At 51.7% G+C, this 11,757-nt stretch carries 15 protein-coding genes; 5 read left to right on the plus strand and 10 right to left on the minus strand.

Annotated elements, in window-relative coordinates; translation table 11 throughout:
• Window positions 1–3: 3 nt before the first annotated feature.
• From hisG to ilvA, 3 genes are all read right to left on the minus strand, one after another.
• The gene (hisG, locus tag CKO12_RS10475) at window positions 4–642 is read right to left on the minus strand and encodes an ATP phosphoribosyltransferase (protein ID WP_200154693.1); all 639 of its coding nucleotides are present in this window, start codon (window positions 640–642) and stop codon (window positions 4–6) included.
• An 11-nt stretch (window positions 643–653) separates the two neighbouring features.
• Window positions 654–1,922, minus strand: a complete 1,269-nt coding sequence (gene murA, locus CKO12_RS10480; RefSeq protein WP_200154694.1) for a UDP-N-acetylglucosamine 1-carboxyvinyltransferase — start codon at window positions 1,920–1,922, stop codon at window positions 654–656.
• A gap of 78 nt (window positions 1,923–2,000) precedes the next feature.
• The gene (gene ilvA, locus CKO12_RS10485; protein WP_105074432.1) at window positions 2,001–3,539 is read right to left on the minus strand and encodes a threonine ammonia-lyase, biosynthetic; all 1,539 of its coding nucleotides are present in this window, start codon (window positions 3,537–3,539) and stop codon (window positions 2,001–2,003) included.
• Window positions 3,540–3,804: 265 nt separating this feature from the next.
• Between ilvA and CKO12_RS10490 the strand changes: the two genes are divergently transcribed.
• The 5 genes from CKO12_RS10490 (at window position 3,805) to CKO12_RS10510 (ending at window position 7,258) form a co-directional block, all read left to right on the plus strand.
• Complete coding sequence (locus CKO12_RS10490; RefSeq protein ID WP_105074430.1) at window positions 3,805–4,140, plus strand: type II toxin-antitoxin system RelE/ParE family toxin; 336 nt, start codon at window positions 3,805–3,807, stop codon at window positions 4,138–4,140.
• Window positions 4,140–4,421 (plus strand): helix-turn-helix domain-containing protein, encoded by a 282-nt coding sequence (locus CKO12_RS10495; protein ID WP_105074429.1) that lies wholly within the window; start codon window positions 4,140–4,142, stop codon window positions 4,419–4,421. The genes CKO12_RS10490 and CKO12_RS10495 overlap by 1 nt, the downstream gene beginning before the upstream one ends.
• 259 nt (window positions 4,422–4,680) lie before the next feature.
• Complete coding sequence (locus CKO12_RS10500; RefSeq protein WP_200154695.1) at window positions 4,681–4,845, plus strand: rubredoxin; 165 nt, start codon at window positions 4,681–4,683, stop codon at window positions 4,843–4,845.
• A 9-nt stretch (window positions 4,846–4,854) separates the two neighbouring features.
• A complete protein-coding gene (locus CKO12_RS10505) occupies window positions 4,855–6,159 on the plus strand; it encodes a J domain-containing protein (RefSeq protein WP_200154696.1) in 1,305 nt (434 codons plus the stop codon).
• A gap of 106 nt (window positions 6,160–6,265) precedes the next feature.
• The gene (locus CKO12_RS10510; protein WP_200154697.1) at window positions 6,266–7,258 is read left to right on the plus strand and encodes an adenosine kinase; all 993 of its coding nucleotides are present in this window, start codon (window positions 6,266–6,268) and stop codon (window positions 7,256–7,258) included.
• Here CKO12_RS10510 and CKO12_RS10515 read toward each other — a convergent pair.
• The 7 genes from CKO12_RS10515 to CKO12_RS10545 form a co-directional block, all read right to left on the minus strand.
• Window positions 7,255–8,607, minus strand: coding sequence for a DEAD/DEAH box helicase (locus CKO12_RS10515; RefSeq protein WP_200154698.1), 1,353 nt, complete (start codon window positions 8,605–8,607; stop codon window positions 7,255–7,257). The genes CKO12_RS10510 and CKO12_RS10515 overlap by 4 nt on opposite strands.
• Before the next feature lie 47 nt (window positions 8,608–8,654).
• On the minus strand, window positions 8,655–8,975 hold the full coding sequence (locus tag CKO12_RS10520; RefSeq protein ID WP_200154699.1) for an FmdB family zinc ribbon protein: 321 nt from the start codon (window positions 8,973–8,975) through the stop codon (window positions 8,655–8,657).
• Between the two features lie 308 nt (window positions 8,976–9,283).
• The gene (locus CKO12_RS14975) at window positions 9,284–9,889 is read right to left on the minus strand and encodes a hypothetical protein (protein ID WP_242466298.1); all 606 of its coding nucleotides are present in this window, start codon (window positions 9,887–9,889) and stop codon (window positions 9,284–9,286) included.
• Between the two features lie 64 nt (window positions 9,890–9,953).
• Entirely contained in the window at window positions 9,954–10,280 is a 327-nt protein-coding gene (locus CKO12_RS10530; RefSeq protein ID WP_200154700.1) for a hypothetical protein, read from the minus strand.
• Entirely contained in the window at window positions 10,281–10,775 is a 495-nt protein-coding gene (locus CKO12_RS10535; RefSeq protein ID WP_200154701.1) for a Rha family transcriptional regulator, read from the minus strand.
• Between the two features lie 471 nt (window positions 10,776–11,246).
• Entirely contained in the window at window positions 11,247–11,513 is a 267-nt protein-coding gene (locus tag CKO12_RS10540; protein WP_200154702.1) for a type II toxin-antitoxin system HicA family toxin, read from the minus strand.
• The coding region (locus CKO12_RS10545) for a hypothetical protein (RefSeq protein WP_200154703.1) at window positions 11,510–11,757 on the minus strand (248 nt) is incomplete at its 5' end. The genes CKO12_RS10540 and CKO12_RS10545, both read right to left, overlap by 4 nt.

The following is an 11,757-nucleotide window of genomic DNA, read 5'->3' on the forward strand; positions in this document are numbered from 1 at the left end:
GATTTAACCGACCGCCTCGCGCAGCAGCGCCAGCAATGCTGTCACCGCTTCATGTTTCATTTTCCAACTCGCTTTATTCACCACCAGCCGCGAGCTGATGTCGGCGATGTGTTCGAGCGGCACCAGTCCGTTGGCTTTCAACGTGCTGCCGCTCTCCACCAAATCGACGATCACATCCGCCAGCCCCACCAGCGGCGCGAGTTCCATCGACCCGTAAAGTTTAATGATTTCAACTTGTTGCCCTTTGGCGGCGAAATAACGCTCGGCGCTGTGAACGTATTTGGTGGCGATGCGCAGGCGACGATTGCTCGGTTCTGGCTGGTCGGGGCGACCGGCGACCATCAGCCGACAGCGGGCGATGCCGAGATCAAGCGGTTCGTACAGCCCGTCGCCGCCGTGTTCGAGCAGCACATCCTTCCCCGCCACGCCGAGATCAGCCGCGCCATATTCGACATACGTCGGCACATCGCTGGCGCGGATGATGACGAAACGCACCTGCGGATTGGTCGTTTCTAAAATCAATTTGCGGCTGGTTTCAGGATCGTCGAGCGGCGCAATTCCCGCGTGCGCGAGCAGCGGCAGCGTCTGCTCAAAAATGCGCCCTTTCGACAGCGCAATCGTTAATGGAGCGTTGAGATTCATCGCGCAATTCCTCACTTAACCCGTTGAATTTGCGCACCAAGTCCGCGCAATTTCGCTTCAATGTTGTCGTAGCCGCGATCTAGGTGATAGACGCGATCAATCAACGTCTCGCCCTTCGCCACCAATCCCGCCAGCACCAGTCCAGCCGAAGCGCGTAAATCGGTCGCCATCACCGGCGCAGCGGTCAACTGTTTGATGCCGCGACAAATGGCGATATTGCCCTCCACGCGAATATCCGCGCCCATGCGCTGCAATTCGGGAACGTGCATAAACCGATTCTCAAAAATCGCCTCCGTCACCGTGCCCACGCCGTCCGCAATCGCGTTGAGCGCACAAAATTGTGCTTGCATATCAGTGGGAAACGCCGGATGTGGCGCAGTGTGAATATCCACCGCTCGCGGTCGCTGCCCCTGCATGTCCAATTCAATCCAATCCGCGCCGGTGGTAATGACCGCGCCGGCATCGCGCAATTTGCGCAGCACCGCGTCCAAACAATCGGGGCAAATCTGCGTCACCCGCACCCGCCCGCCGGTCATCGCCGCTGCGACTAAAAAGGTTCCGGTTTCAATGCGATCCGGCATCACGCGATGGGTTCCACCGCCGAGCTGGTTCACGCCCTGAATCTGAATTTGTGCCGTGCCTGCGCCGCTGATTTTTGCGCCGAGCGTGGTTAAAAATTCCGCTAAATCAACGATTTCTGGCTCACGCGCCGCATTTTCAATCACCGTTTCACCCTGCGCCAGCGCCGCCGCCATCAGCAGATTTTCGGTGCCCGTGACCGACACCATCTCCATCACCAGCCGCGTCCCGCGCAGCCGCTCGGCGCGAGCTCGGATGTAACCACCGTCAACGCTGATGTTCGCGCCCAGCGCCCGCAGTCCGTCAAGATGCACCGTCACCGGTCGCGCCCCAATCGCGCAACCGCCGGGCAGCGACACATCGGCCTTGCCGTAGCGAGCGACCAGCGGGCCGAGCACGAGAATCGACGCCCGCATCGTTTTGACGAGTTCATAAGGCGCAGCAAAATTGGTCAGCGACGTCGGTTGGGTGACGATCTGGGTGCTGCCGTCGGCGGCATTTTCGCGTGATAAATCAGCACCTAAGCGCCGCAATAATTCCAACGTGGTGGTGATGTCGCGCAGACGCGGGACGTTGGTGAGCGTCACCGGGGCGCTGGCCAACAAGGTCGCCGCCAGAATCGGGAGCGCAGCGTTTTTTGCGCCGGATGCGCTGACGGAGCCTTGCAATTGCGCACCGCCGCTGATGAGAAGTTTATCCATTGTTTTTAAGTTGTCAGTTATCAGTTATCAGTTATCAGTGTCAATTGCGTATTCAATCAATTGAACACTGCCGTGAATTCATAGCGCAGACTCTGGCTCATTGCCGCCAGCAAAAATCTGATAAGCGGGATTGCCGGTTTCATCAAAATAACGATAACCGAGCGCATCCAAAGCGTGATGAAAATCCTGTTGTTCAAGTGGTGGAATTTGTGCGCCCATCAACACGCGCCCATAGGCTGCGCCGTGATTGCGATAATGAAATAAACTGATATTCCAGCGTTTTCCCAAACCGGTTAAAAAGTCCAATAATGCGCCGGGGCGTTCTGGGAATTCAAACCGAATGAGCGTCTCGTGTTCAATCGTCGGTGCATGACCACCCACCATAAAGCGAATATGCTGCTTGGCGGTTTCATTATCAGTCATATCCAATACTTTGAAATGCTTTTCGATCAATTTTTCAATTAACTCGGCGCGTTCTTCATCGCCTCGCGTCAATTCAATGCCAACGAAAACTTGCGCCCGCTGCGTATCGGCATAACGATAATTAAATTCGGTAATTTGACGCTTGCCGATGGTTTTACAAAAGCTCAAAAAGCTGCCCGGACGTTCGGGAATTTCCACCGCTAATAATGCTTCCCGATGTTCGCCCAATTCAGCGCGTTCGGCGACATGGCGCAAGCGATCAAAATTGATATTCGCACCGCTTTCAATGGCGATCAAATGCGCGTCACGAATGCCGGTCGTTTCTACCCAGCGTTTTAATCCCGCAACCGCTAATGCGCCTGCTGGTTCGGCAATGCCGCGAGTATCATCAAAGATGTCTTTAATTGCTGCGCAGATTTCATCGGTGCTCACTAAAACCACTTCATCGACGCGCTCGCGGGCAATACGAAAAGTCTCCGCACCAATTAAACGCACCGCCACACCATCAGCAAATAATCCCACTCGCGGCAGCGTAATGCGGCGACCGACCGCCAGCGCAGCGTGGAGCGTGGGCGCTTCTGCGGGTTCGACACCGATGATTTTTACTTGCGGATACAGCCACTTGACATACGCAGCGATGCCAGCGATCAAGCCGCCGCCGCCAACCGGCACGAAGATTGCCGCTGGTGGTTCGGGATGCTGGCGCAGGATTTCCATACCGATGGTGCCTTGCCCGGCAATGACATCAGGATCATCAAACGGATGAATAAAGGTTAATTGTTTTTCAGTCACTAATTCCATTGCGTGAGCATAGGCGTCATCATACGAATCGCCGTGCAAAATCACTTTACCGCCATGCGCTCGCACCGAACGCACTTTAATTGCGGGCGTGGTGCGCGGCATGACAATCAATGCCGGAATACCGAGTTTTTTCGCACTGAGTGCGACACCTTGCGCATGATTACCGGCGCTGGCTGCAATGACACCGCGAGCACGAATCTCAACATCTAAATTGATGAGTTTATTGTACGCGCCGCGCAATTTGAATGAAAAAACTGGCTGCAAATCTTCGCGTTTTAAGAATACAGTATTGCCCAGCCGCGCCGATAATTGCGGAGCGCGAGTGAGTGGGGTTTCATGCGCAACGTCGTATACTCGCGCTTTCAGAATTCGATCAACGTAGGAATCTGGCATTGATGGTCTCAATAAAATTGCTTAGATTTTTACATATTACAGGATTTGTGATCACGCTACTGCGCATGGTTGATCTTGCTATGATGAGGGTTCAATTTGATTCCAGTCATGTTGGTGTCAGTTGTTGGGTTGCCAACAGCAGCAACCCAACCTACAATTATGCTTTATGCGCATTGCGTCATCAAATCCAGTCAATTGGATTTTCGTTTGCTGCTTGTTTTATATTTGGTTTTTTAGTCTAAATTAAGAGTTATATTTTATAGCAATGTCTGATTTGAAACCCATTCAATTTCTCGGCACTTCTCTTGATGATCTACGTTCTTTTCCTGTGTCAGCACGGCGTGAAGCTGGTTATCAACTTGACCAAGTGCAGCACGGTCATGAACCGGACGATTGGAAACCAATGGTAACGGTTGGACAAAGTGTACGAGAGATTCGGATTCGGGATGCTTCCGGTGGATTTCGCATTATTTATGTGGCGAAATTTGCAAACGCCATTTATGTTCTCCATTGCTTTCAAAAGAAAACGCAAAAAACAAGTATCTCTGATTTGAGTATCGCTAAAAAACGCTATCGAGATTTGATTCAGGAGCACAGTTAATGAGTCATCAACAATTTATCAGCGTTTGGGATGCAATTGAAGACACGCCTCAAGAAGCCGAAATGATGCGGCTTCGGTCGGCGCTAATGATGGCATTGAAAAACCACATGACGCATCAAGGTCTCACTCAACTGCAAGCCGCGCAGTTATTTGCTGTAACATTGCCGCGTGTTTCCGATCTTTTAAGTGGCAAAATCAATCTCTTTGATTTAGATGCTTTGGTCAATATGGCAGCAGCGGCTGGTTTGCACGTTGACATCCAAATACGCGATGCAGCATAAAATTACCCAACAGTTTTCAAATCCACTAATGAGATATTGATTAGCGGTGCGCACCGCTTCACAGTTGCTCAACAATTGCGCTGCCGGGCAGCAGATCATAAACCGAGCGTTGACTTTCTCGGCGCTGAATTGATAACTGCTTGATTTTGTTAAACTCAGTTGCCAACTTCACGTTAGGACGCTATCCACCGAGCAGGATTTTTTGCCAAAATCAGTGCTCAATATCAATGTCGTTGTCATGTGTCATCAGGAGTGCCAGATGAATCTGTATGAATGTCTCGTGTGTGGTTTGGTTTATGACGAAGCCAAAGGTCTTCCCGAAGCAGGCATCGCGCCCGGGACGCGCTGGGAAGAGGTGCCAGAAGATTGGAAATGCCCCGAATGTGGCGTGGGGAAAGATGAATTTGACCAAGTAAACCCATAATCCATCGCCATGCTGAACCGCTGGCCACAGCAACTCGCGCAGACCTTGGTCAGCGGGCAGTTGACCCCCGTCCTCACCGCCCACCTCGATCCGCTGTTGCTGTGGCTCAGTCATCCCGATCATCCGCAGGTGGCGACGCTCGCGCTGGCGCTGGAACGCGCCGGTTTGACGCGCCCCACCGCAGCGCGGCAAGCCTATCTCCTCCTCGATCAACTGTTATTTTCTGGTCTGGCACAAGCGCCGACGACGCTCGGAGTAGCGCCGCACACCGCGCCCGCGTTGGTGAAACAACGCTATCGGCGGCTGCTACAGGTCTATCACCCCGACCGTCACGCCACCCGCCCACTGTGGGCAACGCAACGCACCGAACGCATCAATCTGGCATTTCAGGCGCATCGGCGCGGCACGCACGGCTGGACATCGCCGGCAAGCACCGCACCGTCACCAGTTGCCGCGCCAGCGTTACGCGCTTGGCATTGGCGCAGCCTGCGCTTGCCCCGCCGCTGGAAAATCATCGGCTTGGGATTGGCAACCACCAGCGTCGTGCTCATCAGCAGCGTGTTATTGCTCACCGCAACCACTCCGCCGCGACCGCCGCCGTTAAATATGCCGCTCATTGTCACTGCGCCACCGGAAGTGCCCGTGATCGCGCCGCCTGCTGCGCCACCCATCATCGCCGCTGCGGAACCTGAACCGGCACCGCCACCACCGGCAGTGATCGCACCACCTGCGGCACTCGCTCCCGCCGAAAACGTCGCCGCGCCCGTGTCCACAGCACCGGCATTGCCCGCGCCGCCAGCGGAATTGCCACCCCACGCTGCTGAAGAATCGCCACCTGCCGCTCCGGCAGTGACGATCCCAACGCCCATTCCGCCCACAGCTCCGGCACAACCGGAATTCACCGCCCCGCTGGCGGCAGCGACCGTTGCGCCGCCACCACCGCCGACGCTCACCACTACCGCGCTGGATTGCCGCGTGGTGCCCGCGCAATTGCAACAATTCCAACACGCCTATAACGCAGGCGCAGTGGAACAGTTAATGACGTTGTATAGCCCGGCAGCGCGTGAAAACGATTTAGCGAATTGGGAAAGTATTCGCCAAACCTATACAGATTGGTTTCGCACAACCAGCCAGCGCCAGATTCAATTCACCAAACTGCATATTAAACAAACCGGTCATCACTGCGCCGCCGTTGCGTTATATCAAGTCCGTTATCATACCGCGCAACAGCAACCAACTTCCCAAACAGGTATTATTGAATTTTTATTTGAACAGCGCGGCGTTGCTATGCAAATTTTGCGCGTTCGTTATTAACTGACACCCGGCAGCGCCACCAGCGCCGCAATTGTGTACGATACGCACCGCACCAATTCAGGTGCGGTTTTTTTCACCTTCATAAGACTGTATGGCAGCACAACACATGACAGCACACTATCACGTTTATAGCATCGGCAATGCACTGGTTGATTTGGAATATACCGTCACGCAGCATGATTTAGATGCGCTGGGTATTGATAAAGGCGTGATGACGCTCGTTGATGACCAGCAACAAACGAGCATCATGGAGTATTTCAATGATCGTCCGCATCACCGCAATGCAGGTGGCTCGGCAGCCAATTCGATTATTGCGTGTAGTCAATTCGGCGGCAAAGGCTTTTATTCGTGCAAAGTAGCGGATGATGAATTGGGACATTTTTATATGGATGATCTCCGCGCTGGTGGCGTGGATACCAATCATCATACGGTGAAAGATCAAGGACATACCGGACGTTGCGTGGTATTAGTGACTCCCGATGGCGAGCGCACCATGTGTACCTTTTTGGGCGTGAGTAGCCAGTTATCAGCGCATGAATTGTTATTTGATTCGCTGCGCGATTCTGATTGGTTTTATAGCGAAGGTTATTTAGTCACTTCCGATACGGCGCGGCAAGCGGCAATTGCTGCCAAACAGGTAGCGGATGCAGCCGGAGTCAAAACGGCGCTGTCATTATCTGATCCGAATATGGTGAAGTTTTTCAAAGCGGGTTTATTGGAGATGATTGGCAGTGGCGTTGATTTATTATTTGCCAATGAATTCGAGGCAATGGGCATGGCAGGCAGTGATGATTTAACAACGACGGTGGCGGCGTTAAAACACATCAGCACGACCTTTGCTATTACTCGCGGAGCGCAAGGGGCGCTGGTGTGGGATGGACAACAATTGCTTGAAATTCCAGCGGTGCCAGTGACGGCAATTGATACGCTCGGAGCTGGTGATCTATTCGCGGGAGCGTTTTTATTCGGATTAAGTCAGGGTTGGAATTATGAACGCGCTGGCGCGTTAGCGGTGACGGCTGCGGCGCAGTTGGTGACGCAATTTGGCCCGCGCTTGGCGACTGCCGAGACGCAGGCGATTCTCAAAACCTTTGTTTAAGCAGAAGGTTTTGGCGTTTTAGGCGGGCGCTTTGCCAGCGGGGTATGACCTGCTGGCACTGCGGGAGTGCTGGGCTGCCGCCGTTTGCCGATGTTTTTACGGTCGCGCCAGCGTTCTTTCACTTTAGGCGCATCAGGTTTATCGGCGGTGGCGCGGGCTTTACGCACTGCTAACGGCGCTTTACTTTTGGACTTTACTACGCCATTAAATGTCGCTTTTAATCCGTCTAAACTGCGCGTTTCAAAGGTGATATTTAAGTAGCGGGCAATACTTTCTAAACGATTCCATTCGTTTTTAGCCACCAATGACAGGGCGACGCCCACCTCGCCAGCGCGTCCGGTGCGCCCGCTGCGATGTAAATAGTCGTCGCCGGAGCGCGGTAAATCAAAATGAATCACGCGCTGGATGCCCGGCACGTCGAGTCCGCGAGCGGCAAGATCGGTGGCAATCAGGATGTTGACGCGCCCGCTGTGCAGCAAACCCATGACGCGATTGCGTTCGCGCTGTTCGAGTTCGCCGTGCAAGACCGCGACCCGTTGTTGTGCGCCCATCAAAAAGTTGCCGAGCGCGACTGCGCCGTCGCGGGTGTTGGTGAAAACCAGTGCTTTATCAAAGGTTTCCTGTTGCAACAGGCGCAGCACTTGCTGTTGTTTATGCGCCAAACCGTCGCTCAACAATAGTTGATGCGTGATGTGCGGATGCTGCTCGCGCACCGGATTGACGGTGACAACCTGCGGCTCGCGCAAAATCTGCGCGATGAACGTTTCCAGCCCGCGCTGCTGCAAAGTCGCTGAAAATAAAAGTGTTTGTCGCTGCGGACGGCAGTGCTGAATGATGAGAAGCACGTCGTCGGCAAAACCCATGTCGAGCATCCGATCCGCTTCATCCAACACCAGCACTTCCAGATCGCGCAGATCAAGCTGTCCCTGTTGCAACAATTCCAGCGCCCGCCCCGGCGTAGCAATCACGATTTCGGGGTTTTTGCGCAGCGCCGCAACTTGCCGCGTTTTGGGATCGCCGCCGGTGATGACGGCCGCTCGCAGGCGGGTAAAACTCCCTAACCGCATGAAATGAATATAAATTTGTCGCGCCAATTCGCGGGTCGGCACCAGAATCAACGCCCGTGTGCCGCCGGCGTGAGCAGGAATGGCGAGGAACCGTTGCAACATCGGCAGCAAAAAAGCGGCGGTTTTGCCGGAGCCGGTGGCGGCCGACACGAGGAGATCGTGCCCCTGTTGTGCCAGCGGAATGACCTGCGCCTGCACTGGCGATGGCTGTTCATAGCCTTCACTGGCGAGTCCGCGCAGCAACGCTTCGGGGAAAGAAAAGTCAGCAAATTGAACGGTCATGGCGACATCCGGCGCAATTGAGGGCGGTGAGTGGCAAGCAGATGGCGTTATGACGCGGCTGGTTTGGGAGCTGCCGGGGCGGTCGCGGCTGGCTTGGCTGCTTCACTGCCGCTAGTCGCACTCGCACCGCCAGCATCAGCCGGTTTGGATGGTTTTTCGCCGCTATCGTGCAGATTTTTCTGATTCTCTTTTTTGAAATCGGTTTCATACCAGCCACCGCCTTTGAGCCGAAAACCAGCGGCGGAGAGTTGTTTTTTGAGTGCGGGCTGATTGCAGACGGGACAATCCGTTAATAGCGGATCACTGATTTTTTGCAATTTTTCTAACGTGTGACCGCATTGTTCACAGCGATATTCATAAATAGGCATTTTGGAGCATCCTCAAATCAAGCCGTTCGCGTTCATTTCACCTTGATGGGTTTTCAGCAGTGCTTTGATTAACGCTTCCATCAATTGGCACAGTAATAGTGTATCTAGTATTGCTGTGCATTTGCAAGCTATTTGTCAGCCATAAAAAAGATTGCGCATTTTAGCGCCGCTTGCGTTTCACCGCTTTATTGTGAGAGTTTAGAAAACAGTGCATTAAAGCGTTGCTGTATGGTTCTCTTTTAGAATTCACAACTGCATGTTGTGATCATAACAATTGCGCTGCTAGTTTATAACAGCGCAGTCGCAGGTCATTCTTTTTGAGAGTTGCCAGCTAATTGCGCTTTGAGTTGCGCCAGTTCAGCCAATGCTGCTTCTTTAGCCAAGCGTTCCTGTTCAGCTTTCAAACGTTCCCGTTCACTCTCAGCCAATGCCGATTCTTTAGCCAGTCGTTCCCGTTCACTCTCAGCCAATGCTGCTGCCTCACGTTGTAATGCCGATTCTTCACGCTGTAACGCCGATTCCTCACGCGCTAACGCCAATTCTTGTCCAGTACGCAATTTATCCATTTCAATTTGAATACTGCGCTGTACCCGCAAATAATTTTGACGGGCTTGATAAACATAATAAGCCTGTTCCTTTTCAGAAAAGGTTCTTAAAGTAGTCATCGCTTGCCTCATCTCACCAGTACGCAATTTATCCAGTTCACTTTGAATGCTGTGCTGTACCCGCAAATAATTTTGACGCGCTTGATACTCATGATAAGCCTTTTCCTTTTCAGAAAAGCCTCTTAAAGTAGGCGTCGCTTGCCTCATCTCAGTTGTTTCTGTCCATGACGGCACTATTTCAGTATCTGCTGGTGCAGTATCGTCGGAAACACTATCAATTTTAGGATCAATCGCATGTTTCATTGTCATTTATTCACTTGATCTGGCGGAAAGATTGCGCTGATATTTTCATAACAGCGCAAGTCGTATTGAATTATTGCTGCGGTGGGGTTCGGCGCGTTACTGTAGATTTGTTATAACGAAAGCGTTTGCCTTCCAATAACGGCGATTCACACATATAGCGCGTGGCTTGAATGGCATCATCAAGGAATACCTGCACTGCGGCAGCAATATCACTCTCAAGATAACCATAGGTGGCGACTTCATTGCCATCTTCAGCATGATGAATATAAGGCGTGGTTGGCACTTCAAGACGCTGTAAAGCGAGATGAAAAACCTTCTCCGATAATCCCACTCCGTATAAACCATGCGCCTGCGAGCGAGATAAATAACCCTTCGGAACGCCATTGCGATGTTGCAATTACAGTTGAATACGAACAAAGGAACAGCCTAGTATTTTTTCTATATGCTTTTGTCTATCGTTGTCCTTTGATCTGTTGTGCTTATGATCTGGCTCGTCTATTTCATAAGCAATGTTATTGATAGGATCATAACCATCAATACGATAAGACAACACTTTATATTGTCTTATGAGTTTTATTTTCAAAAGCTGCTCTATCGTTTTTAATGCAGCCTCCTCTTGCAGTCTATTGGGAACACGCTGCAACCCTTTGTAACGCTCTAACATTAAATTGTAGGAAAATTCGTTGAGACGGTATTGTTTACGCGATTTACCTTGTGCGTCACTGTAAGTCTCTGATTTACAATGCCAATCCAAAGTTGAATCGGCTGATTTTACAGATTCTAGGCTGGAGATCATGGTGCGGATGTCACGCAAAACGTGATCGTGACGTTTATCGGTGATATCAGCAATCTCGCGGGAAGTCATGCTGAGGGATGGAACGATGGGATTCATAAACCACCTGCTTTTCTGACTGTTAGCGTCAAGACGACGCCGGTCGGGAGGGTCAGACGGCTACAGGCACCGTATGGTTATTTCCGATTTGCACCGGTTTTGTATTTACCAAACTCCCGACCAGCAATTCAAAAAAGTTAGAACTGATGGGTATTAAAAATTGCCTGTCTGTCGGGGGCATTTCCGCCTGTAACAGAGGGTCTGACACCTCTTAAAGTGGATAAAAACACGAATGCTGCTGCGGTGTCAAGTGCGATTGCTGATGGCGATGAGACAGCGAATTGAAAGGACAATGATCTGCGCTATAAACACAGTAATGATGATGCCGGTCGGGAGGGTCAGACGGCTACAGGTACCGCATGGTTATTTCCGATTTGCACCGGTGTTGTATTTACCAAACTCCCGACCAGCAAAAAAGAAAACGGATGATCAAATTGATCGTTTTTATACAGTTCAGGCGGCGCTATAGCGTTACCAAAGCCAGTGCCATTTGCGTTTTTTATCTATAGCGCGATACAGATCGCTCCGACTAATTCCAGCTTGTGCGCTCATTGAATCCAATAAAGTTAAACTAAATGGCGCTTTTGGACAGTCCACCGTGACTTTTAACAAACGACCATTAACGCGCTTTTCCCAGTATTCATGCGATGTTCCAGAATGCTGTGGGCGTGAACTAAATCCCAACACCTTCAAAGCGCGTTTCACATCATCGCAAGTGAGCGGCGGCCAACGACTCATGCGACATGAATACGCGGCGTTAAGCGCATAAAATTACACATTTTATGTCGAAATAGCAAACCAGATAAGCGTAACCGAATCAGATGATATTTGAGCTGTTGTTTTAATGGTGCTTGGCGGTGAAGCAATTGGTCTGCATCTTGTTGATCTTCACCTTCAACTGCATCAAACACATAGCTATCAATTTGACTATCCAGTTGCTTGCGAGCTTCGCGGTATGATTCGCCCTGCGCGGCTAAACACA

It is taken from the genome of Chromatium okenii (assembly GCF_016583745.1).
Lineage (GTDB): Bacteria > Pseudomonadota > Gammaproteobacteria > Chromatiales > Chromatiaceae > Chromatium > Chromatium okenii.

What these genes read in the sequence shown, in the direction of transcription:
- CKO12_RS10535 (WP_200154701.1), bottom strand. Translation starts at nt 10,775, where the DNA reads ATGAATCCCATCGTTCCATCCCTCAGCATGACTTCCCGCGAGATTGCT.
- CKO12_RS14975 (WP_242466298.1), bottom strand. Translation starts at nt 9,889, where the DNA reads ATGACAATGAAACATGCGATTGATCCTAAAATTGATAGTGTTTCCGAC.
- CKO12_RS10495 (WP_105074429.1), top strand. Translation starts at nt 4,140, where the DNA reads ATGAGTCATCAACAATTTATCAGCGTTTGGGATGCAATTGAAGACACG.
- CKO12_RS10515 (WP_200154698.1), bottom strand. Translation starts at nt 8,607, where the DNA reads ATGACCGTTCAATTTGCTGACTTTTCTTTCCCCGAAGCGTTGCTGCGC.
- CKO12_RS10510 (WP_200154697.1), top strand. Translation starts at nt 6,266, where the DNA reads ATGACAGCACACTATCACGTTTATAGCATCGGCAATGCACTGGTTGAT.
- CKO12_RS10505 (WP_200154696.1), top strand. Translation starts at nt 4,855, where the DNA reads ATGCTGAACCGCTGGCCACAGCAACTCGCGCAGACCTTGGTCAGCGGG.
- ilvA (WP_105074432.1), bottom strand. Translation starts at nt 3,539, where the DNA reads ATGCCAGATTCCTACGTTGATCGAATTCTGAAAGCGCGAGTATACGAC.
- murA (WP_200154694.1), bottom strand. Translation starts at nt 1,922, where the DNA reads ATGGATAAACTTCTCATCAGCGGCGGTGCGCAATTGCAAGGCTCCGTC.
- hisG (WP_200154693.1), bottom strand. Translation starts at nt 642, where the DNA reads ATGAATCTCAACGCTCCATTAACGATTGCGCTGTCGAAAGGGCGCATT.
- CKO12_RS10540 (WP_200154702.1), bottom strand. Translation starts at nt 11,513, where the DNA reads ATGAGTCGTTGGCCGCCGCTCACTTGCGATGATGTGAAACGCGCTTTG.
- CKO12_RS10500 (WP_200154695.1), top strand. Translation starts at nt 4,681, where the DNA reads ATGAATCTGTATGAATGTCTCGTGTGTGGTTTGGTTTATGACGAAGCC.
- CKO12_RS10490 (WP_105074430.1), top strand. Translation starts at nt 3,805, where the DNA reads ATGTCTGATTTGAAACCCATTCAATTTCTCGGCACTTCTCTTGATGAT.
- CKO12_RS10520 (WP_200154699.1), bottom strand. Translation starts at nt 8,975, where the DNA reads ATGCCTATTTATGAATATCGCTGTGAACAATGCGGTCACACGTTAGAA.